At 59.9% G+C, this 22,843-nt stretch carries 19 protein-coding genes; 3 read left to right on the top strand and 16 right to left on the bottom strand.

What is annotated here, in order from left to right:
* Positions 1-141: 141 nt before the first annotated feature.
* Both nrdR and CKV89_RS07220 read right to left on the bottom strand, forming a co-directional pair.
* The gene (gene nrdR / locus CKV89_RS07225) at positions 142-636 is read right to left on the bottom strand and encodes a transcriptional regulator NrdR (RefSeq protein WP_051277688.1); all 495 of its coding nucleotides are present in this window, start codon (positions 634-636) and stop codon (positions 142-144) included.
* A gap of 363 nt (positions 637-999) precedes the next feature.
* Positions 1,000-1,437: a hypothetical protein gene (locus tag CKV89_RS07220; protein ID WP_154657698.1), complete on the bottom strand. Its 438-nt coding sequence runs from the start codon at positions 1,435-1,437 to the stop codon at positions 1,000-1,002.
* 428 nt (positions 1,438-1,865) lie between these two features.
* Between CKV89_RS07220 and lexA the strand changes: the two genes are divergently transcribed.
* Both lexA and CKV89_RS07210 read left to right on the top strand, forming a co-directional pair.
* The gene (gene lexA / locus CKV89_RS07215) at positions 1,866-2,579 is read left to right on the top strand and encodes a transcriptional repressor LexA (RefSeq protein ID WP_028327699.1); all 714 of its coding nucleotides are present in this window, start codon (positions 1,866-1,868) and stop codon (positions 2,577-2,579) included.
* Between the two features lie 40 nt (positions 2,580-2,619).
* On the top strand, positions 2,620-3,564 hold the full coding sequence (locus tag CKV89_RS07210; protein WP_028327698.1) for a LysR family transcriptional regulator: 945 nt from the start codon (positions 2,620-2,622) through the stop codon (positions 3,562-3,564).
* A gap of 4 nt (positions 3,565-3,568) precedes the next feature.
* Here the strand turns inward: CKV89_RS07210 and CKV89_RS07205 are convergent, their stop codons facing one another.
* The 9 genes from CKV89_RS07205 to hflX form a co-directional block, all read right to left on the bottom strand.
* On the bottom strand, positions 3,569-5,986 hold the full coding sequence (locus CKV89_RS07205; RefSeq protein ID WP_084441305.1) for a DNA internalization-related competence protein ComEC/Rec2: 2,418 nt from the start codon (positions 5,984-5,986) through the stop codon (positions 3,569-3,571).
* On the bottom strand, positions 5,983-6,258 hold the full coding sequence (locus CKV89_RS07200) for a ComEA family DNA-binding protein (RefSeq protein WP_051277687.1): 276 nt from the start codon (positions 6,256-6,258) through the stop codon (positions 5,983-5,985). The genes CKV89_RS07205 and CKV89_RS07200 overlap by 4 nt, the downstream gene beginning before the upstream one ends.
* Complete coding sequence (locus CKV89_RS07195) at positions 6,227-7,012, bottom strand: SLBB domain-containing protein (protein ID WP_157728092.1); 786 nt, start codon at positions 7,010-7,012, stop codon at positions 6,227-6,229. The genes CKV89_RS07200 and CKV89_RS07195 overlap by 32 nt, the downstream gene beginning before the upstream one ends.
* Before the next feature lie 254 nt (positions 7,013-7,266).
* Positions 7,267-8,178 carry a DegV family protein gene (locus tag CKV89_RS07190; RefSeq protein ID WP_084441299.1) on the bottom strand — a complete coding sequence of 304 codons (912 nt, stop codon included), beginning with the start codon at positions 8,176-8,178 and terminating at the stop codon, positions 7,267-7,269.
* Entirely contained in the window at positions 8,175-11,081 is a 2,907-nt protein-coding gene (leuS, locus tag CKV89_RS07185; RefSeq protein WP_028327694.1) for a leucine--tRNA ligase, read from the bottom strand. Before leuS ends, CKV89_RS07190 begins: the two co-directional genes overlap by 4 nt.
* Before the next feature lie 205 nt (positions 11,082-11,286).
* Entirely contained in the window at positions 11,287-11,547 is a 261-nt protein-coding gene (gene rpsT / locus CKV89_RS07180) for a 30S ribosomal protein S20 (RefSeq protein WP_028327693.1), read from the bottom strand.
* A 209-nt stretch (positions 11,548-11,756) separates the two neighbouring features.
* A complete protein-coding gene (holA, locus tag CKV89_RS07175) occupies positions 11,757-12,830 on the bottom strand; it encodes a DNA polymerase III subunit delta (RefSeq protein ID WP_084441297.1) in 1,074 nt (357 codons plus the stop codon).
* The gene (locus CKV89_RS07170) at positions 12,827-15,061 is read right to left on the bottom strand and encodes an ATP-dependent DNA helicase (protein ID WP_028327691.1); all 2,235 of its coding nucleotides are present in this window, start codon (positions 15,059-15,061) and stop codon (positions 12,827-12,829) included. Before CKV89_RS07170 ends, holA begins: the two co-directional genes overlap by 4 nt.
* Before the next feature lie 107 nt (positions 15,062-15,168).
* A complete protein-coding gene (hflX, locus tag CKV89_RS07165) occupies positions 15,169-16,698 on the bottom strand; it encodes a GTPase HflX (protein ID WP_084441293.1) in 1,530 nt (509 codons plus the stop codon).
* A 165-nt stretch (positions 16,699-16,863) separates the two neighbouring features.
* Here hflX and CKV89_RS07160 point away from each other — a divergent pair, with 165 nt between their 5' ends.
* Entirely contained in the window at positions 16,864-17,502 is a 639-nt protein-coding gene (locus tag CKV89_RS07160; protein WP_028327690.1) for a class I SAM-dependent methyltransferase, read from the top strand.
* A gap of 33 nt (positions 17,503-17,535) precedes the next feature.
* On the opposite strand, the gene dapF is transcribed toward CKV89_RS07160, so the two are convergent.
* The 5 genes from dapF to recA all read right to left on the bottom strand — a co-directional run bounded on the left by dapF (position 17,536) and on the right by recA (position 22,801).
* The gene (gene dapF, locus CKV89_RS07155) at positions 17,536-18,423 is read right to left on the bottom strand and encodes a diaminopimelate epimerase (protein WP_028327689.1); all 888 of its coding nucleotides are present in this window, start codon (positions 18,421-18,423) and stop codon (positions 17,536-17,538) included.
* Between the two features lie 46 nt (positions 18,424-18,469).
* Entirely contained in the window at positions 18,470-19,408 is a 939-nt protein-coding gene (gene miaA / locus CKV89_RS07150) for a tRNA (adenosine(37)-N6)-dimethylallyltransferase MiaA (RefSeq protein ID WP_028327688.1), read from the bottom strand.
* 93 nt (positions 19,409-19,501) lie between these two features.
* Positions 19,502-21,031: a tRNA (N6-isopentenyl adenosine(37)-C2)-methylthiotransferase MiaB gene (gene miaB, locus CKV89_RS07145; RefSeq protein ID WP_028327687.1), complete on the bottom strand. Its 1,530-nt coding sequence runs from the start codon at positions 21,029-21,031 to the stop codon at positions 19,502-19,504.
* Positions 21,032-21,191: 160 nt separating this feature from the next.
* Positions 21,192-21,779 carry a regulatory protein RecX gene (locus CKV89_RS07140; RefSeq protein ID WP_051277684.1) on the bottom strand — a complete coding sequence of 196 codons (588 nt, stop codon included), beginning with the start codon at positions 21,777-21,779 and terminating at the stop codon, positions 21,192-21,194.
* Complete coding sequence (gene recA / locus CKV89_RS07135; protein WP_231935489.1) at positions 21,779-22,801, bottom strand: recombinase RecA; 1,023 nt, start codon at positions 22,799-22,801, stop codon at positions 21,779-21,781. The genes CKV89_RS07140 and recA overlap by 1 nt, the downstream gene beginning before the upstream one ends.
* Positions 22,802-22,843: the final 42 nt, after the last annotated feature.

Here is a 22,843-nt window from a genome sequence, read left to right as displayed (position 1 = left end):
CTTGACTATGTCGACGACGCAGGCACAGTGGCGTAGGGCCTCGGGCGCCCGCTGAATGCGGGCATGGGTGATAGCGGCACCAGTTGTTGGCCCGCTGATGGTGAGAAATGTGAAAAACGCGCTATGAAAGCGTGGTGGTGCTTACCCGCTGCCGGGTGGGTCTCCGTCGTCGGTAATGACGCCGTTCTCGTCCTGAGGTTGGCGCAGACGGGCGATCGCAGCCTCGAAGTCTTCGAGGCGCTCGAAATCTTGATAGACGCTGGCGAACCTTAGGTAGGCGACAACGTCGAGGGCTTGTAGCGGTTCAAGGATTGCCAGTCCGATGGCGTGCGCGTCGACCTCAGCGGCGCCGCGCATCCTGATGTTTTCTTCTACGTGCTGGGCAAGTAATGCCAGGTCGTCGTCGGAGACGGGTCTGCCTTGGCATGCTTTGCGCACCCCAGTGACAATTTTTCCGCGACTGAAGGGCTCACTTGCGCCGGAACGTTTCCGTACTGCTAGTGCGGAGGTTTCCAGGGTTGTGAAACGTCTCCCGCAGGAAGGGCATTCTCTTCTGCGCCGGATACCCGATCCGTCGTCAATCGCACGACTGTCGATGACTCGACTGTCGTCGTGACGACAAAATGGGCAGTGCACGTCGCTTCCCTTCCTTGCGTGTTGAGTGTCGATGCTGCCGTGAGGAACGGCCACATCGCGTGGATCCCCGCACGTCCAGGAACGCAGGTTCACGTTCTCTCAATAGACAAAGGCCCACTGAAATAATAGCGATATAAAACCTTTTGCCCATCCACAATATATGGACGATGCCTTACCTGGCGTCACTAGATGTAGTGATCCTATGGGTGCCACTTCTCCGAACAAAAGCTGGAAGGCCGTTTGATACGTCACTTTCCCTATCCCAAGCCCGCAAACACACAGGCCAGCAGCCCACTCACGCGCCTCCAACTCAGGAGCCCAACTCCCCCCACCGGCGTGTCGAAGCTACTGCCCCAATGGATCTCACGGCATGCGTGGAATCCACAAACGCTGCCCCGCACTCACATGCACATCAGCCAAGTCATTGATCTGCTGCAGGATCATCACTGCATCACCAGAAGGAAGCTGCGGCAGGTACTCTCGGGCAACATCTGCCAGCGTTGATTGGTTCTCCGTGACGGTCACCATGCGATCCATCACAATCCCCACCTGATCAAGACCAGTGCACACCATAAAAACGACAAGTGACACCGCAAACACCACCCCCAAAGCCACCACTAAGCGCCCTGTAGATATCGACCACACCGGGCTCGATTCTTCCCGCCCCGAATCCGGGAAGGAAATGACAGTCGCTAACCCCTCACCTGCAGCTGTGGCTCCAGCGCCGACTTCATCATGCCCCCGCATGTCAGCTTGTTCCCCGCCAGCTGATACCGCATGCAGCATATTGCGACCAGTCATCACAAACTCCCTCTCCTTATACCCCAACACCGACTCTGCGCCTGTCGCACGCGAGTCAATGATTCGAATACCTGTTCTATCGAACAAGAGTTCGATAAGAAAAGCAAGGATATTTCGCACACATATTCGATTTACTTAATCCAACTTGACTAACGTGCCCCCTGAGATGAGCTCCTCCTTCTGGGGGGCGCAACACAGAATCCGAACATCTGTTTGAGGAAACCGCCCATCGCCGCCTAGAATTCGAACAACAGCCCCATCTCGCAACTCTCATCGGACTCACGTACACGCCCAATCCAGAGCCCCGAAAAGAGCGGGAACCAGTCAGCCCAAGGTGAAACCCACCTTGCTCTCACCCCCCGACACCGTTCACACGCCCCCTGCGAAATCTCACCTTGTCGGCAGGCGGTGCTAGAGAAAGGATCCCCATGTCCGAGATCCATGAAACCGCCGCCCAACAACGCCCCGGACTCACTGCACGGCAACGCAAAGTTCTCCAGGTCATCCGCGTCTGCGTGGAATCCCGCGGATACCCACCCAGCCTGCGCGAAATTGGCGATGCTGCAGGACTGACCTCACCCAGCAGCGTCTCTCACCAGCTCTCCGCCCTCGAACGCAAGGGCTACCTGCGCCGCGACCCCCACCGCCCCCGCGCCATCGAAATACTCATCGACACCGACCTAGACCTCCCGGACCGTAAAGAGCCCCGCTCCGAGGCCACAGAACCCCCCACGCCAGAAACACACAGCACAGATCTGCACCCCGAAGCCACCTACGTGCCCGTCCTTGGCCGTATCGCAGCTGGGGCCCCGATCCCCGCAAAAGAAGCACTCGAAGACGTCTTTCCCCTACCGCGCCAACTCGTCGGTGAAGGAGAGCTCTTCCTCCTGCAAGTCTTCGGGGACTCCATGGTTGACGCAGCCATCTGTGACAAAGACTGGGTCGTCGTCCGCCGCCAACCCACCGCCAGCAACGGCGAAATCATCGCAGCCATGCTCGACTCCGAAGCAACAGTCAAAACCCTAAAAATCAACCCCGATGGCTCCCGCTGGCTCATGCCACACAACCCCGCCTACAGCCCCATCGACGCCACCCACGCCACCATCCTCGGAAAAGTCACCGCAGTCATCCGACGCCTGTGACCACCCGCGATACCAGTAACGCGACGTTATGATCAGCAACATGATCGACATCGCCGGTTTCCGAGTCATGCACGCCATCGCTGACGCCGGAAGCTTCACCTCCGCCGCCGCTTCCCTGGGCTACTCCCAACCTGCGATCTCACAAATGGTGCGCCGACTCGAACAACGCACCGGAACCACCCTCGTCGAACGCGTAGGCCGCACCGTACGCCTCACCGAAGCAGGCGAAGTCCTCGCCCGCCACGCCACAGCCATACTCACCGCTCTCGAACAAGCCGAAGACGAAATATCAGCCATCGCCGGACTCGAATCAGGACGAGTACGCCTCATGGCTTTCCCCTCGGCATCGGCCGCCATCGTCCCGGCAGCCCTAGCTCAACTACGCGAAACCTACCCCGGCATCACCGTCACCTTCACCGAAGGCGAACCCCCGCAAGCACTAGCCGCCCTGCGCGCCGGCGAATGCGACATCGCTTTAGTCTTCGCCTACGACGGAGCCGGACTACCCGCAGCCGAAGACAACCTCGAAACACTCCACGCCATCGAGCTATTCGATGACCCTGTACACGTCGCACTCCCCCGCCAACACCCCCTCACCAGCAACCCCGTGGTCAACCTCGCCGACCTCACCAACGAAGACTGGATCGCCGGTTGCCCCCGCTGCCGCGGCCACCTCCTGGACTCCTGCAACCTGGCCGGATTCCGCCCCCGCGTCACCTACGAAACCGAGGACTACATGGCCGTACTCGGGTTCGTCGGCGCCGGGCTCGGCGCCGCCCTCATCCCCGCCCTGAACCTCTCCAAAGCCACCCACCCCGACGTAGCCATCCGCAACATCACCCCCCAAAGCCACCGCACCGTCTACGCCGTCACCACACCCGACCTTTTCCGCGTCCCCGCCGTCGCCACCACCCTCCACGCCCTCACCGACAGCGCAGAACAAGCACACACATCACCAGAAATCCCCGCCACCCTCATGATCTAAAACCTCATCTGGTTCGCAGCCCCCGAACCACAACACCCCGGCCACCACCAGCACCCGAAACATGCATCAAGACCGTCCCCGCCTCATCGGTGCGCCACACACTCGCCCCCGAACGCTGCAAATCCACCATCACCGACGGAGCTGGATGCCCATAGGTGTTCTGCGCCCCCACACTAATAACCGCAACTGCCGCCCGCAGATCGCTATACAACCCTGCAGCAACATGCGCCGACCCATGATGCGACACCTTCACCACATCAAAACTGCCTAACTGCCCACTGCCTTCAAGAGCACGACGCACAGCAGCAGTAGCTGCTTCTTCAGCATCCCCCAACAACAACACCCGCATCCCACCAGCTTCAGCGGTAAGAACCAAAGAGCCGTCATTAGAACTAGCGCTGTGCTCACTACGCGGCCACACAGTTCGCAAACGAAGCCCACCCCACACCCCCTCATTGCCCATCACCCACGTCTCCACCGGAATCTGCGCACTCTGGATAATCCGAGTGATCTGTGCAGGACGCCCCCGCGCCTCGGCCGCAGCCGAAACAACCAACCGCTCCACCTTCCGGCCAGCGACCACACCCGAAAGCCCCGCAACATGATCCGAGTCGTAATGGGTCAACACCACCGCCGCCAAGTGCTGCACATCCAACGCATCAAGACAAGCATCAATCAACCGCGGATCACGACCGGTATCCACCAAAACAGTTGACGCACGATCATCACCACGCACAACCAACGCATCCCCCTGCCCCACATCACAGGCAGCGAACTTCCAGCCCTGAGCCCCCTGTCCACCAGGCAACGGAACCCACACCGCGAACAAAGCAACAATCAAGCCCCCACCAGCAAAAACGCTATGACGACACATAACCCCCAAAAGTCGCCGCCACACCGGAACCGTGAACAACACCACCACAGTGAGCACCGCAAACACACCAGCTCCCCACCCCCCTGCCGGCCACGGCACTGTTCCACCAGGAACCACCGCCAACCCACGCGCCACACACGCAATCGCCAACGCGCACACCCCTGGGAACCACGCACACAATGCCGCCAACGACGGAAACACCAACGAGGCAGCAGCCGTAAAAATCCCACCCAGGGTGACCGGGGCAACCAAAGGAGCGGTGAGCACATTAGCCGGGATAGAAATCAGCTGAATCCCTGGGCTCAGCAGAAGCAACACCGGAGCGCACATCACCTGCGCAGCCAACGGAACAGCAACAAGGGGAGCCAGCCAACGCAAAAACCTCGGGAGCTTACCTGCGATCCCCTCAGACCACGAGCGCGCAAACAGAACAATTCCCGCCGTAGCCAGCACCGAAAGCGCAAACCCATAGCTACGGGCCAACCACGGATCGAAACTCAGAAGCAACAAAATGGCAGCGGCCAAAGCAGGCAACGCAGCACCGCGGCGTGAAGCGCTAACACCAACCAGACCAACAGCTCCCATCGTTGCTGCACGCAACACACTTGCATCTGGGCGAGCCACAACCACGAAAAGAGCGACTGCGGCCATACCGAGAAAAGGCCGGACCCGCCGTGGCATTCCGATCAGCCGCATCAAGAAAGCAACACCAAGGAGTACATACGTCACGTTCGTGCCCGACACTGCACTCAAGTGAGTCAAGCCGGTGTCGCGCATCGCCTCAACCAGAGAAGAAGACTGTTGTGAACGATCACCGAGAACCATCGCCGGAACGAGTCCGCGAGCATCCTCAGGAAGAGCGTGAGTAGCCTGACTGAGCCCAGTTCGGACATACGTGGCCACGGCCAAAATCGGATTCGGTGATGGGTGTACCTGCAGTGCGTTCGGGCGGCTCACGGTGGCGACGGCTTTATCTGGCGCAGGGACTTCCCGTAGCGCTCCACGCACCGTAATAGCGTCACCCCAGTTTGCGTGAGCGAGGCGTTGATCAGCGAAAATCCGCACTGGTGTAGCTACCGAAGTGCTTAGCGCATGATGTTCAATCGTTTCGACGTTCATCAAGGCGACATACAGTGCCCCCGAGCCGTTCGCAGAGGGAATTTGTCGTGGCTCTTCGGTGATACGTCCAGTCAGGGCGCCAGTGGCGTGTGTTGCTGCAAGATCGGGGATCGGGCCAGCTTGTCTACGCAGATCATACGCGGTGGCGGTGGCGCACAGAACAAACGTGGCAATGAGAGTCAAAGTGCCGATGCGCGCGATCGAGGTGGGACATCGGCAGAGAAATGCAGCAGCAGGCAGGGCGAGCAGCGCACTGATTAGTGCCGCCCCAGTGGTGAAAGTCCAGTGCGGACCAGCCACGGCTAATACGCTCCACGCGATCACTGCTGGGATAAATAGGCGCAGGTCAGCAGGCACCTCAGTGGCCGAGGAAGGTTTTTCGCGCTTATCACGCAGTGCGCTAAGAAGCAGGTTGGCAACCGTCCTCATACCGTGACGAGTTGGGCAAGTTTAGCGAAGGTCTTTTCACCGACACCGGAGACCTCGTTAAGGTCTTCCACACGCGTGAAGCGCCCGTTATCGGTGCGCCATTTAATGATTTTTCCGGCCATCACCGGACCAACACCAGGCAAAGTTTCCAAGGTAGTTTGATCGGCGCTGTTGAGGTTCACTTTGCCTGCAGCGGTAGTAGAAGTACCTGGGCTGCTTACAGAGGCCGCGGGGGCTGCCTCACCCAGGGCAGCGACGATGATGTTCACCATCACTGAGTGGCTTGGCCATATTGATACTGCGGGCATCGCTTCCACGTGCGAAACCACCTGCGGCCGCAATCGCTTGGCTCGCACGGGACCCCGCAGGCACAGTGACGACCCCCGGTTTGGTGACTCTCCCGGCGACATGGACCGTGATGGCCGCCGGTGTCGTCTGTGACTGTTTATCAGCCTTCCCCGCAGTTCCTAAAGGTGACGGTTGCCCAGCATGGGTGGATGCAGCGGGAACGATGTGCTCTGCTGCTTGACGTTCGGTGAACCACCAACGTGCGAACACCACCGCACACGCCAGCACACCAATGATCAAGGCTCCGATAATCGCGCGGGTAGGGGGAACACTCCTGGCCGTTTGGAGACGTTGCGGAACAGCGAGCAGAGCACGAGTGTCCGTGGCGTGTATGCGCTCTTCGTCTTCCAGGGGTGGCAAACGCCGATGCTGGTTATGGCTCTCCGCAGCTGGGGAGGCAAGCAGAGCGCGCACATTTGGTCGAGGGCTTTTGTTGATCTGCGGTACGTATGGTGTTTTTTGCTGTACATCCCCCATACCTGCTGCTGGGTGCGTGGGCTCGTTGTAACTGCGAGCGCTCTTTGATTCTGCTTTCGCGACGAGTTGCTGCCACCGCTGCTCGACGTCGTTGCAGCCACCAGAGGGTTTCTCTGCTAGATCCCAGTCGTCGATTTGTGAATCCCACTGCTCACGTTCTGACGCCCACTCCAGCTCGAATTCCTCATCAATATCGGACACGAACCCGGCACTAGAGTCAGGGGCATAGCGGGACTCGCAAGCAGCGAAAGCACGGTGAGCACGATGGCGCGAAGGGTGGATTGGCCACGGCGCATTGACTCCACGCGGGCGACTGGCCTCGTGGGCAGCTTGTGCGGTGGGCAGCGGATCGGCAGGAGGCATGCGGTGAAGCTATGCCGAACCAGAACACTCAGATGCAGACAGCACCTGCTGATGTGGAGAACAAATCCCTTCTCAACAGGTTGTGGACGCCCCTACGTAGGCTCTGTGGGCGTTCCTGTAACAAATACCCCAACTGCTCCCGGACCGACATGCACCGCCAACACCTCGTCCACAGGCGCTACCGACACCGAAGCAACGGAGATGCTCTGCGTTATCAACGCTTGCGTGAGTTTTTCTGCCAACAGATCGGCACGCTCGGTGGCATCAACATGTTGCACCGTCACCGTGACCGGGCCTAGAAGCTGTCTAGCGCGCGAAACCGCTAACTCAATCAGGCGTGAAACAGCACGTCCAGTAGTTCTGAGTTTTTCCACGGGCTCGATGTGCCCGTCTGTGAGCTGAAGAATCGGTTTCACTGACAAGGCTGCCCCAAGGAACGCCGCAGCAGCACCAATCCGCCCGCCCTTACGCAGGTTCTCCAAAGAATGCACATAGAAAAACGTGGACGTCGCATCGGCAACCGCGCGAACAATACCGCGAGCGGCCTCACCAGCTTCCTGCGGCGATAGCCCAGCGACAATCGACGCTGTGTGGCGCACCGCGTTCCCCAACCCGGCGCCAGCCATTGCGCTATCGATGACGTGCACAGGCACCGATGCCGACCGCGCGGCCAACAATGCTGCGTCACGCGTGCCAGATAGCTGGGAAGATAAATGCACCGAAACGATGCCCTGCACACCACGAGAAGCCAAGTTTTCGTAGCAGGTGAGGAACTCCCCCGGTGAAGGACGTGAAGTACCGGTGGTTTTAGCTGCAGCCGCAGCCATCGGGAAAGATCCTTCACTATCTGCGGTGATCTCGTGCCCATCAGCCAGGACGTGCAATCTGACCACCCCGATACCCAACTGCCTCTGCTCAGCAGCAGACAGCCCGGCAGTGGAATCTGTCACCACAGCAATGCTGCGGCCACCGGCCACCGGGCTGTCAGTGCTGCGAGCTGTCACTGAGCGACGATGTTGACCAGGTTCGGGGCACGCACAATGACCTTGCGGACTGTTTTGCCCTCAATCAGTTCAGCGATGCGCGGCTCGGCGAATGCTGCCTTCTCCAGGTCAGCTTCACAGATCGAGGGGTCAACCTCGATGCGTGCCCGGACCTTACCCAGCACCTGAATCACCGCGGTCACCGAGGCCGCAGCCAGGAGCGCCTCATCAGCTTCAGGGAACTGCGCGTACACCACTGAATCGCTGTGCCCCAGGCGGTGCCACAACTCTTCAGCAATGTGCGGAGCCACTGGCGCCAACATCACTACCAGCGTTTCAGCAGCCTCACGCGGAGTATGTGCCAGCTTGGTGAGAACGTTGTTGAACTCGATCAACTTGGCGATCGCTGTGTTGAACCGCAAACCGGCGTAGTCGGCACGCACGCCTTGCACTGCACGCGCCATCGCCCGTGCTGTGTCCTCATCCATAGGTTCATCGACGACAACGACCTCGCCGGTTTCTTCATCGATGACGTTGCGCCACACTCGCTGCAAGAAACGCTGCGAACCAACGACCGCGCGGGTCTCCCACGGTTTGGAGGCCTCCAGCGGTCCCATGCTCATCTCGTACACCCGGAATGTGTCGGCCCCGTACTGGTCGTACATCTCGTCAGGGCTGACAACGTTCTTCAACGACTTGCCCATCTTGCCGTACTCACGCACGACTTCCTGACCGTTCCACAGGTAGGCGGTGGTGCCGTCCTGCTGCACAGACTCGGTGATCTCGGCGGCAGGAACGATTTGGCCACGCTGGTCACGGAACGCATACGCCTGGATGTAACCCTGGTTGTACAGCCGGCGGAACGGCTCGGCACTGCTGGTGTGCCCCAGGTCGAACAACACTTTGTGCCAGAACCGGGCATACAGCAGGTGCAGCACAGCATGCTCCACACCACCGACGTACAGGTCCACTCCACCAACATCCGGTAGACCTGCCGGCGCGCCCTCCACAGGAGTGGCTCGGGGGCCCATCCAGTACCGCTCGACCTGCGGATCAACAAAACGTTCCGTGTTGGCCGGGTCGAGGTAACGCATCTCGTACCAGCAGGAGCCAGCCCATTGGGGCATCACGTTGAGCTCACGGCGGTACATCTTCGGGCCATCACCAAGATCGAGCTGCACATTCGCCCATTCCTCGGCGCGAGCCAGCGGCGGCACCGGCTGACTAGTTTCGTCCTCGGGTTCGAGCTTCTGTGGCGAGTAGTCGTCTACTTCAGGCAGCTGCACTGGAAGCATCGACTCCGGTACCGCAACCGGCTGGTCGAACTCGTCGTACACGATGGGGAACGGCTCACCCCAGTACCGTTGGCGGCTGAAGAGCCAGTCACGCAGCTTGTAGGTAGTGGTGCCTTCACCGATGCCCTGTGCCTCCAGGTGAGTGATCATCGCGGCTTTGGCCTGCGGCACTGACATGCCGTTGAGATCGATGCCCTCCCCGGTGCTGTTGATTTTCACTCCATCACCGGTGTAAGGCTGATCTTCAGGATGCCCCGCCGGCGGTTCGATGGTGCGGATCACGTCAATGTCAAAGGCCGAAGCGAATGCGAAATCACGCTCATCTTCGGCAGGGACGGCCATGATGGCGCCCGTGCCGTAGCCCATCAGAACGTAGTCGGCGATGAAAACAGGAAGAGCGCGCCCATCAACCGGGTTGATCGCGAACGCCCCAGTGAACACACCCGTTTTTTCTTTGCCTTCTGCCTGGCGCTCCATCTCGGTTTTGCTCGCCGCCGCAGCGATATAGGCAGAAACTCCCTCAGAAGGAGTGGCCGCTCCAGCTTTCCACGCCTGCTTAGTGCCCTCAGGCCACGTGGCGGGCACAATCTTCTCAACAAGCGGGTGCTCCGGAGCAAGCACCATGAATGTGGCGCCAAACAACGTATCTGGGCGGGTAGTGAACACCTCGACCTGTTCGGTGGCACCTTCTGCTGCAGGCACATCAAAACGCACCGTCGCTCCAGTAGAGCGACCAATCCAGTTACGCTGCATCAACTTGACCGGCTCTGGCCAGTCAACCCGATCCAGATCTTCCAAAAGGCGATCGGCGTATGTGGTGATGCGCATCATCCACTGCCGCATGTTGCGCTTAAACACCGGGTAGTTGCCGATATCGGAACGTCCCTCAGCGGTGACTTCCTCATTCGCCAAAACAGTTCCCAACCCGGGGCACCAGTTCACCGGCGCAGAAGAGACATACGCCAACCGGTACTGGTCAAGAATTTCTCGCTGCTCGTGCCGCGCCAACTCACCCCACGGGCGGCCATCTGGCGTAGGACGGGTGCCGTCCGCGAACTCTGCCTCCAGCTCCGAGATCGGGCGAGCCTTACCTTTGCCGTTGCTGGCGTTAGGGGCCTGGGGATCAAACCAGGCGTTGAACAGCTGCAAGAAAATCCACTGCGTCCAGCGGTAGAACTCGACATCGGTGGTGGCCACGGAACGACGCGTGTCATGGCCCAACCCCAAGCGACGCAGCTGGCGACGCATATTCGCAATGTTGTTCTCGGTAGTGACGCGCGGGTGCTGACCGGTCTGGATCGCATACTGCTCAGCTGGCAAACCAAACGCGTCATAGCCCAGGGTGTGCAGAACGTTCTTACCCGTCATGCGCTGGAAACGTGCGAAAGCATCCGTGGCGATATAACCCAGCGGGTGCCCAACGTGCAGCCCCGCCCCAGAGGGGTAAGGGAACATGTCCAGAACGTAAAGAGGCTCACGCTTAGCGGCCTGCGAGTCAGCCCACGGGCCAGCTGGGTTCGCGGCGGCATATGTACCTTCGGTCTCCCACACATCTTGCCAATGGCGCTCGATGCGATCGGCTACCTCGGCCGTGTATCGGTAGCCGGCTCCGGAAGCTGATTCACTCATCGACATCGTCCTTCGTCTCGTCATACACCACGTCACGGGCCACGACTGGACACGCCGGGCCGTCGCCAATCTACCGCAGGGCAGCAGAACCTCTCCAAAGGAACCGGGCCCACCAGCCACCCAGAAATACGAAGCGAGGACCGCCTGGAAACTCCAGACGGCCCTCGCCTCACCGATCACCGGTCTCCCGGCGTCACGGAGTTGATCAGAGAGCGTTGAAACGCGTCGCCATAGCCGACTTCTTGTTAGCGGCCTGGTTCTTGTGAATGACGCCCTTGCTCACGGCCACGTCCAGCTTGCGGGACGCGTCGCGCAGCGCCACCGCTGCCTCGTCCTTGTTGCCAGCCTCGACCGCAACACGGAACTTACGGATGAAAGTACGCAGCTCAGACTTGTAAGCCTTGTTGCGTTCGGTCCGCTTGTTGTTGGTCTTAACGCGCTTGATCTGCTGCTTAATGTTTGCCACGAATCTGACTTTCTGGTCGAAGGACTACTCCACACACACGCATGAAGCAGGCCCCCCTCGCATCCGAACCGCAACTGAAGTCGTCGTGGTCGGCCCGGCCAAGGAAGGGCTAATTTCGCGTGACTTGCGCACGACCTGGGCGCGCACGCGAACATCCAGCTTAACAGGCGCGCTGGACACGACCGAAGCACCCCTGCACCTCACCCCCGCTATCGACCCCGACCTCGACCTGTGTACGCATGCCGAGCCCGCGCCACCTGCAACACACACCGCTCCACCGCGAACTGCGGATCCCGGCCCCCACCTTTGACCGCGAAATCAGCAGCCGCGATTGCCTCCACCGCAACAGCAAGCCCATCCTCACTCCACCCTCGCGCAGTACGACGAGCCCGATCAACCTGCCAGGGAGCCATTCCCAACGCCCCAGCAACCTGCCCCGCCGACCCAGAGGGCGCCCCCGTGACCTTAATGAGCTGGCGAATCTGCACCGCCAACGCAGCCACAATCGGCACAGGATCAGTCCCCACAGCCAACGCATGCCGCACCAACGCCAGCGCCTCAGCAGTGTTCCCCGCCAAAGCAGCATCGGCGACTTTGAACCCATTCGCTTCGACACGGCCGCCGTAATACGTCTCGACTGTTCCGGTGTCGATCGCCCCTGTGGTGTCTGCGATGAGCTGACTACAAGCAGAAGCCAACTCATCGACACTTTTACCTACTGCTTCGACAAGAGTTTTCACAGCGTCAGGAGCGATACGACGCCCCGCGCGACGGAACTCACTGCTGACAAACTCAGACTTGTCCCGGTCGCTCTTAATCGCTGGAGCGGTCAGAACCCGCGCACCAGCTTTTTTCATCATGTCGAGGACTTTTTTGCCACGATTACCGCTGCGATGCCAAACGGCAAGAGTCACCGTCTCTTCAGGGGCACTGAGATAGCGAACAAGGTCCTCGATCAAAGCGTCATTAGCGGCCTCCAAGCCACGCACAAAAATGCCTGTTCTGCCCCCGAAAAGAGAAGGGCTAGCGGCCATAGCGATGGAGCCAGCCTCATACCCTTCGGCATCAAAACGGACAATATCGACCTGCGGGTCAGTAGCCCGTAGCGCGATAGCAGTGGCTTCCAAAGCGCGCTGAGCCAAGACACGTTCTGGCCCAGTCACGAGAACCAAAGGCGGCACTCCCCCGGCGGGAGTGTCTGCGATGGTGGCGTCATCATCAAAGCCACCGAACCCAGAGTTCGGTTCCGGGGCGCGGCGGCGTCCAGCCCGTTGTGCAGTCATGACAGTTTCAGTGCTTTCATCCGGGCAATGATCGATTCAGGTGGCATTTCAAGATGTTCAGCAAGCTCAGAGATATCAAGCCCCAGATCGAGACCATCGCGGAGTTCTTCATCAAGAGTGGCATCCCACTTATGCCCCGCCGTCACTGCCAGACTCGAGTCCACTGCGCCAGTGTGCTCTACGCGCGGCGCTGGATGCTCGGTTTCTCCAGGTTCCATCGGTGGAGCACTAGTGGCGGGCATAGATTTCATCACCGCGCGCTCCCCACGCGCCGCGACCGGCAGCACAGGCGCAGCCGCAGCATCAAGACGTTGAAGAGCCCCCAACACAACATCACGGTCAGTGGTGGGCCACATATCAGGCAGCGAAGCCTGCAAAAACCCGGCATAACGGGCTTTCTTCATTCGCGGATCGAGAAAAGCAACAACTCCACGGTCATCAGCACGGCGGATCAACCGCCCAGCCCCCTGCGCAAGTTTGAGAGCCGCAGCAGTAGCCGAAACCGCCATAAACCCATTACCTCCCATAGAGCCAATGGCGCGAGTGCGCGCCTCAGTGAGAGGGTCATCGGGGCGGGGAAACGGGATCCGGTCAATAATGACCAGCTGACACGCCGAGCCAGGCACATCAACGCCCTGCCACAACGAAAGCGTCCCAAACAGGCAAGTGCTGGCATCCGAGGCGAACTGCCTCACCAACGTCGATAGTTGGTCATCTCCCTGACACAGAATGTCCAGGTCATCGCCGAAGCGTTCCCGCATCTGCTCCGCAGCAGTCTTAGCTGCGCGCATCGAACTAAACAGCCCCAATGTTCTGCCGCCAGCAGCACGAATGAGAGCTTCGATCTCGTCGAAAACCTCCGTCGCAGCGCCATCACGTCCAGGCGTAGGCAGCCGGTCAGCCACGTACGCGATTCCTTGCCGCGCATAGTCGAACGGGCTACCCACATCCACGCAACGCCATGCCGGGGCTCCCTGCCCCCGCAATCCCATCTGCCCAGCTACAGGGTCGAAAGATCCCCCCAACTCCAGCGTGGCTGAGGTCAACACAACCGTCCGTTCGGTGAACATGGCCTCCCGCAGCTGCATCGCCACACTCATCGGCGCGATACGCAGCACCGCTCCCCTGCGGTCGTCTTTAGTCACCCAGAGCACATCGAGTTCCCTGTTTTCCAAAGCACGTTCAGTGAAAGCGTGGATCTCTTCAACCGCGGCACGAGCGACTTTCTTTGCGCCCTCGACAGGTTCGCCGCCTTCGCCCTTCAAAGACCCCCACAGCAGGCGCGCAGCCTCATGCACACGCCCCAAAGCCTGAACCAGCATTTCCGGGGCAGTCTGCACCCTGCCCTCGGGAACCGCTTCCAAAGCAACAGCCAACCCATCACCAGCCAAAGCGAACTCATTGGCATCAGCATGCGAGGCAGCTTTACGTGCAGCACTACCAACAGATTTAGAGCCCAGCTCATCAGTGACCGTCGCTGTCACCCGATCAACGAGTTCATGGGCCTCATCGACCACAAGAAGATCATGCTCAGGCAGCAGACGCCGCCCTTCAAACGCATCAATAGAAGCAAACGAATGGTTTGTGACCACGATGTCAACGTCAGCAGCCGCTGCCCGCGCCTGCTCAACAAAACACTCCTCACGCATCGGACACCGCGACCCTAGGCACTCCCGCGCCGACACCGACACTTGACGCCAAGCGCGCTCAGAAACCCCCGGGACCAGATCATCACGGTCACCAGATTCGGTTTCCTGAGCCCACTGCCGTAGCCGCAAAACCTCTTGCCCCAGACGCCCGATCTGCTCATCCACCTGGCCGACACCGAACAAAGCATCGTCATCGTCCTCAGGCATACCGCCAGAAATTTTGTGCACACAAATGTAGTTACGACGCCCCTTGACCAGCCCATACGTCAACGGCCGAGGCAAATACCCACGCAGCGACTCAGCCAACCGTGGCAGATCACGGTCAACGATCTGCCCCTGCAACGCCAGTGTTGCCGTAGCCACCACAACCGGGGTTCCCGTCGCCTGCGCATGTGCTGCAGCTGGCACCAAATACGCCAACGACTTACCCGTACCGGTCCCAGCCTGAACCAGCAAATGCTCACCAGAATCGACAGCGGCGCTAATCGCCTCAGCCATCGACACCTGACCGGCACGCGGGGAACCACCAATTCCGGCAACAGCGGCCTCAAGCAGGGTTTTCACAGAAGGCGACGACACAATCCACCACCCTAGTGCCCCTCACCCACCCCTCTGGACTGCTTGTCCACTGCTAAAGCAGCAGTTTCCAAAACGCCCAGAGGGTTGAGGAAGAACGTGGCGAAGAAAACTCACGACTCCACAAGGAACGGCGCGAACTCACTAGCTTTTTCGTGCCGCACAAAACCTTCAATCAACGTGCCCTCAGGGGTGTGCTCCTCACTACGGATATCGCCCTGCCCATGCAACAGCGACACCAAATCGCCGCGCTGATAAGGAATCAGAACACGCAGGTGAACATCCGGGACTGGCAGATGATCAGCGACAAGCTGACGCAACTGCTCTATCCCCTCACCCGTGCGTGCTGAAACGAACACCGCGTCAGCCTCACAGCGGCGCAAAAGATCTAGCGTCTCTTCTTCAGCTAGATCGGTTTTGTTCACCACCACTACTTCACGAAGCTCATCAGGACGCACCTCAGCAAGCACTTCACATACTGCCTTGATCTGCCCAATCGGATCCGGGTGCGAGCCATCCACCACATGCAAGAGCAGATCAGCATCCCCGGCCTCCTCCAACGTGGACCGGAAAGCCTCCACCAGCTGGTGCGGCAACGAACGCACAAAACCGACCGTGTCCGCGATGGTGTACTCACGCCCATCGGGGGTGTTCGTGCGACGAACCGTGGTGTCCAACGTGGCAAACAAAGCGTTCTCCACCATCACCCCAGCTCCGGTGAGCCGGTTCAGCAAGCTAGATTTACCGGCGTTGGTGTACCCAACAATGACCACACTGGGCACGCTGTGAGCAGCCCGTCCCGAACGCTTCGTGACCCGAATTTTCTTCATCTCACGGATCTCGCGACGCAGCTTGGCCATCCGTGTATTGATGCGGCGACGATCAAGCTCGATCTTCGTCTCACCAGGGCCACGCGACCCCATACCCGCACCACCAGAAACCTGCCCACCAGCCTGCCGGGACATCGACTCACCCCAGCCACGCAGACGCGGCAACAAATACTCCAGCTGCGCCAGCTCAACCTGAGCCTTACCCTCTTTAGACTTAGCGTGCTGGGCAAAAATGTCGAGGATCAACGCGGTGCGGTCAATGACCTTCACCTTCACCACATCTTCCAAGGCACGCCGCTGGCTGGGGGCAAGCTCACAGTCAGCGATAACTGTGTCAGCGCCCTCAGCGGCAACAACCTCGGCCAGCTCAGCAGCTTTACCCGACCCGAGATAGGTCGCCGGATCTGGTTTAGCGCGGCGCTGCAGCACCCCCGCCAACACCCGCGACCCAGCAGTTTCAGCCAACGCTGCCAATTCGCGTAGAGAGTTCTCGGCATCCTCAACCGAGCCAGAATTCCACACCCCCACCAGCACTACGTTCTCCAAACGCAACTGGCGGTATTCAACTTCGGTAACGTCTTCCAGCTCAGTCGAGAGGCCATCAACACGGCGCATCGCCGCGCGTTCCTCACGTTCGAACTGGTCACCATCCCAGGTGGCATGGGCGTCGGTGTCACTGGTGTCAGACAAGGCAGCAGCTCGACGCGCGAAAACATCTTCATACTCGGCAGAGTCACGGAGCCCACCGAATGCCGCACCGTAACCGGTCTGCTCGATGTCGGGGGCGTGAGTTGTGTGATCGTTGTTCGTCATATCCCTCTCATAGTCGCATGATCATCCGGCTCAAACGGGAATGCCCAAGAACCGGTACCGGCAACAACGCAACACTCAACCATCCTGTTCCCCACACTCCCCCACAGGTACGCAAAGCCCCGCGCAGACAAACCGACCATGACGCACCAGCGGTAACCTAAGCCCATGCCGAGCCCGACCAGCCACTACTTCGACACCGACCCAACTGGACCTGCCCGCACCCGCACCCTGCGCGTCAACCTCGCCGGCCGCGATGTCGAAATCGCCTCAGCAGACGGCGTGTTCTCCGGCGACCGGCTCGACCCAGGAACATCCGTTCTTCTCCGCGAAGTACCCCACCCCCCCACAAGCGGAACCTTCCTCGACATCGGATGCGGCTGGGGACCCATCGCCTGCACCCTCGGAATGCTCTCCCCTGAAGCTGACGTCATCGCCGTTGACGTCAACCGACGATCCCGAGAACTCACCGCAACAAACGCAGCAACACTGGGCTGCACACGCGTACAGGCCCTAGCCCCAGAAGAAGTCCCTGAAGAAACCCGCTTCGACCTCATCTGGTCCAACCCACCCATCCGGATCGGCAAACCGGCATTACACGCCCTGCTCTTAACCTGGCTGCCTCGCCTCTCCCCCAGCGCAGACGCCTACCTCGTAGTCAGCAAAAACCTCGGCGCCGACTCACTACAGACCTGGCTCACAGCAACCCTGCCCGATGCTTTCACAGTGCGCCGAGCAGCCACGGCCAAAGGCTTCCGGATTCTTCATGTGCACCGCGACAGCGAAACTGAGACTGCCTGCAGCTGACCCCGCCAGCCACAGGCAATCAGGCCAACTGCCTCACAGCCGCGTCACACCATCAGCAATCAACTCAGCAGGTCCAGAAAGAGTCACCTGACGGTCCGCACCCACAGCGACGTGAAGGCTTCCCCCGGGCACATCAACCCGCCACTGGTTAGCTCCATCCTCGCCACTGCACAGCATTGCCGCCACCGCCGCAGCCGCAGCGCCCGTGCCACACGAACGCGTTTCACCAACACCGCGCTCAAACACCCGCATCTGCAGATGCCCCGGACCAATAACCTGCACGAGCTCCACATTGGTTCCATGCTCAGGCAGCGGCGTCACCACCGGAGCTGCACTCAAATCCACGGCAGGTAGATCAACCTCACAAGGAAGCATCACCACCGTGTGCGGGTTTCCCATATCGACACTCACGCCCGCTAACCCCTCAAATCCAGGCACCGATACCCGCGCATCAAAACCCTGCGCCTCGAACTCGCTCTGCGCGGTCAAGGTGTACTGCCCCAGCCCCGTGGAATACACCGCACCCTCGACCCCGATGCGTTTAATTCCCGCGCGCGTAGCAATCATGTAACTGTTCTCAGTCACCAACCGCTCCCGCCGCAAATAGGCAGCGAAAACCCGCGTCCCATTCCCGCACATTTCCGCAGGCGTGCCATCAGCATTGCGGTAATCCATGAACCATTCAGCCTGGCCCGCCAGCGCCTCGATCTCGGGTTCACCACACAATGCGGTGGGCACAACTCGGATTACACCATCGCCGCCTATACCTGCGCGGCGGTCCGCGAGTCGACGGACCTGGTCAGGGGCTAGGCCACGCGTGCCATCGAGGTCAGGGATAAGCACAAAGTCGTTTTGGGTGCCGTGCCCCTTGGTGAAGGAGTATGCGACGGGGGCGGGGGTTGTTGCGTTCACGTGATTCATTCTCCCGCGATGTGCTGAGTGGATTATGTGTTTGGTCGGGTGTTTATCACAGAGCAGGACTGCTGAGACCGTGCTGCTGGAGTGCGGCCAGGGCAGCGGGCAGAACGCTGCTGGGATCGTGGGCATCAATCCACGTGATGCGCGGGTCAGGGGTGAACCAGCTAATTTGTCTGCGCGCCAGGCGCCGAGTGGCGACGGTGGTGGCCTCGATGGCTTCTTCTTCGCTCATGGATCCGCTGAGCTGCGCCAAAGCTTCGCGGTACCCCACAGCGCGAGAAGCTGTCCTGGTCTGGGACAGACCACGCTGTTCCAGTGCCGCGACTTCCTCGAGCAGTCCAGCGCGCCACATATCCCGCACCCGAGTTTCGATGCGGGTGTCGAGTAAGTCTCGATCTAGGTGCAGGCCCAGCATCACGGTGGGACGGACGAATTCACGTCTCGGCATGGTTGCCGAGAACGGGCGTCCAGTGAGCTCGATGACTTCTAAAGCGCGAACAATACGGCGGGTGTTGCGCGGTTCGATAGCTGCGGCGGCCTGTGGATCCAGTTCGGTGAGCTTTTGGTATAGGGCGGGAGTGCCTTCCGTTGCGGCGTGCGCCTCCCACCGTGCACGAACTCGAGGATCAGTTGGCGGGATTTCCAGCACATCGATAGCTGCGCGCACATACAGCCCGGACCCTCCTACCAGCACAGGGAGGTTTCCACGGGCGATGATTCCATCAATATCGGTGCGCACGTGCCGCTGATAGGCGGCCACGCTCGCATCATCAGCAATGTCGAGAACATCGATCTGGTGGTGAGGGATGTTTCCCCGCTCAGCGTTGGTTGGTTTAGCAGTGCCGATATCCATGCCCGCGTACAACGCGAACGCATCAGCGTTAACGATTTCTCCACCCAACTGCTCGGCAAGGCGCACCGCTAGCGCGGTTTTTCCCGTCGCTGTTGGGCCCACAACTGCAACCACTTGTGGCACTTGTTCGGTCACGAACCCACCCGCCGTCTTCGTTTCCAGTGATGAAAAGTTTCTGCTTTCCCGGGCATCACGACGCATCTGCGTACAAGTGATGCCCGGGGCACCTCAGCAGCTTCCGCAGGCTCCGGTAGATGCAGTTTGTGGCCGCGCACCTATAGTCGGTAGCCCCAAGCTGACCGTTGGTTTGTGCGGAACCGGGTTGCCTTCTAGACGTTCCCACGCGTCACCACCGATGGTGCGGCGCACGGAGAAAACCCGCTCGTCTGGGTTCTGGGCCACTGCCGAGTCGGCAACCAAGTGGTGCGGGGCCCCATAGGTCACTGCCACATCGACAAGGTCTCCTGGGCGGGGGCGTTCGGACTCCGACAGTCCCTCAGGCAACGAGAAATGCACGAGACGGTTATCGCGTGCCCGGCCAGACATCCGCGCAGTCTCTACATCTTTACGGCCCTCAAACGGAGCGACAAGCACCTCAACCGTCTGGCCTTCAAGGGCACGGTTTTGTTCCCAGCTGATCTCGTCCTGCAACGCAACCAACCGGTTGAAGCGTTCCTGGACAACCTCTTTGGGGATTTGGTTATCCATCGTCGCTGCCGGGGTGCCGGGGCGGATCGAGTACTGGAACGTGAATGCACTGGAGAACCGCGAGGCCCGAACAACCTCAAGAGTGTCTTCGAAATCTTGATCTGTTTCGCCCGGGAATCCCACGATGATGTCCGTAGTGATCGCCGCGTGCGGGATCTGCTCCCGGACTCGCTCAATGATGCCCAGGAACTTCTCGCTACGGTACGAGCGGCGCATCGCTCGCAGCACCGAATCCGAACCGGACTGCAACGGCATATGCAGGCTCGGCATCACATTCGGCGTTTCTGCCATGGCGGAGATGACGTCATCAGTGAACGCCGCCGGATGTGGGCTAGTGAAACGCACACGCTCCAGGCCATCGATATCACCGCAGGCGCGCAGCAACTTAGCGAATGCGCCACGGTCCCCGAACTCCACCCCATAGGTGTTCACGTTCTGCCCAAGCAGTGTCACTTCAAGGACACCCTCGGCCACGAGTGCCTTAACTTCAGCGAGGATGTCGCCCGGGCGGCGGTCCTGCTCTTTACCGCGCAACGCCGGAACAATGCAGTAGGTGCAGGTGTTGTTACAGCCCACCGAAATCGACACCCAGCCGGCGTAAGCCGAGTCACGCCTCGTCGGCAACGTCGAGGGGAATGTCTCCAAAGACTCGAGGATCTCCACCTCAGCCTTCTTGTTGTGACGTGCCCGCTCCAACAGCACCGGCAACGACCCGATGTTGTGCGTACCGAAAACAACATCGACCCACGGCGCTTTAGCAACGATGAGGTCTTTGTCTTTCTGCGCCATGCATCCACCAACAGCGATCTGCATGTCGGGGTTTTTCGTCTTGGCTGGACGCAACTGCCCCAAGTTGCCGTAGAGCTTGTTGTCCGCGTTCTCACGCACTGCGCACGTGTTGAACACGACAATGTCTGGCTCTTCCAAACGTTCAGTCGGTGGAACCGATTCGTAATCCACGTACCCCGCGGCCTCCAAGAGCCCCGCAAGACGCTCGGAATCATGCACATTCATCTGGCACCCGTGAGTGCGCACTTGATAAGTCGTCATCACAAACTATTCTCCAACCTCACCCCTGCGCCCACGAAACCGACACCGATCCCGCGACACGACAAGCGCAGGCCACCTCACCTGAGGTGGCCTGCGCCCTACCGGACGATCACAGCTCCAGCGGTTACCCGCCAAGCTGCTCAATTTAACCAGCTACACGTCAATCCCGAGCATGCTCAGGCAAAGCATCCAAAGCCTGAGCAACCACCGAAAACGCGACACCTGCCGAATACCCTCGCCGACCAAGCAAACCCAGCAGGCGACGTTTCTTCGTTTCAATGTCAAGGCCACTCATCGACCGCAGCTTCTTATCGACAACTGCGCGAGCAGCCTCTTTATCACGCTCCACGTCAAGATGCTCAACAGCATCTTCAACGATCGTGGCCTCCACGCCTCTCTTGGCCAGTTCCATCTCCAGCGACCGCTTCGACAGTCCCTTAGAATCCCGCAAGCTACGCACCAACATCTGTGCGTAAGCCGCATCATCAACCAAACCAGCGTCTTCCAAACGGTCCAAGACCTGATCAGCTGTTTCCTGCGGAATGTCTTTAGCCGTGATCGCCTCAGCAAGCTGTGCCCGAGACCTTGGTGCCGCCGCTAACTTACGCAGCGCAATCCGTTTAGCTTGTGCGTAGTCGGCAGAAACCGACAATGCACCTGACCCCTCGGACTGCGAAGACCTACTCGCCTGCGCTACTGCCTGCGCCATCGCCTCACGAGCGCGCGCCAACCGTGCATCGTCACTCATCAGAACGCAACAGGCGCTTCATCGCCCCCCGCGCCGCCTTCTACAGCTTCCGCAGGCGCCTCAGCGCCGGGAATGATGCCCAGCTTTTCCTTGATACGCCGCTCAACCTCTTGCGCCAACTCCGGGTTGTCTTTGAGGAAGTTACGGACATTCTCCTTGCCTTGACCGAGTTGGTCGCCCTCGTAGGTGTACCAGGCCCCAGCCTTACGGATAATCCCGTGCTCCACACCCATGTCAATGAGGCTGCCCTCACGCGAAATGCCCTGACCATACAGAATGTCGAACTCGGCCTGCTTGAACGGCGGAGAAACCTTGTTCTTAACCACCTTGGCGCGCGTACGGTTACCCACCGGGTCGCTGCCATCCTTCAACGTCTCAATACGGCGAATATCCAGACGCACCGAGGCGTAGAACTTCAACGCCTTACCACCTGTGGTGGTCTCCGGGTTACCGAACATCACGCCGATCTTCTCGCGAAGCTGGTTAATGAAAATTGCCGTCGTGCCCGTGCTGTTCAATGCACCCGTGATCTTACGAAGGGCCTGGCTCATCAACCGCGCCTGCAACCCCACATGCGAATCACCCATCTCGCCTTCGATCTCCGCGCGCGGAACCAAAGCCGCTACCGAGTCAACGACGATGATGTCGATAGCTCCCGAGCGGATCAACATATCGGTGATCTCAAGCGCCTGCTCACCAGTGTCCGGCTGGCTCACCAACAACGCATCAGTGTCCACACCCAAAGCCCGGGCATACTCCGGATCCAAAGCGTGCTCAGCATCAATGAACGCCGCGATCCCCCCGGCTTTCTGCGCACTAGCCACCGCATGCAACGCCACAGTCGTCTTACCCGAAGACTCCGGACCGTAAATCTCAATCACCCGGCCACGAGGAAGACCACCCACACCCAGCGCCACATCCAACGCAATCGACCCCGTCGGAATAACCCCCAATGCCGGGCGCACCTGATCACCCAAGCGCATCACAGCACCCTTGCCGTAGGCCTTTTCGATCTGGGCCATCACCGTGTCCAGAGAAGCAGCCTTGGGATCCAACGAAGAAGA

It is taken from the genome of Dermatophilus congolensis (assembly GCF_900187045.1).
GTDB lineage: Bacteria > Actinomycetota > Actinomycetes > Actinomycetales > Dermatophilaceae > Dermatophilus > Dermatophilus congolensis.
Note: the sequence above shows the minus strand (reverse complement) of the source record. Positions and strands in the feature narration are given on the sequence as shown.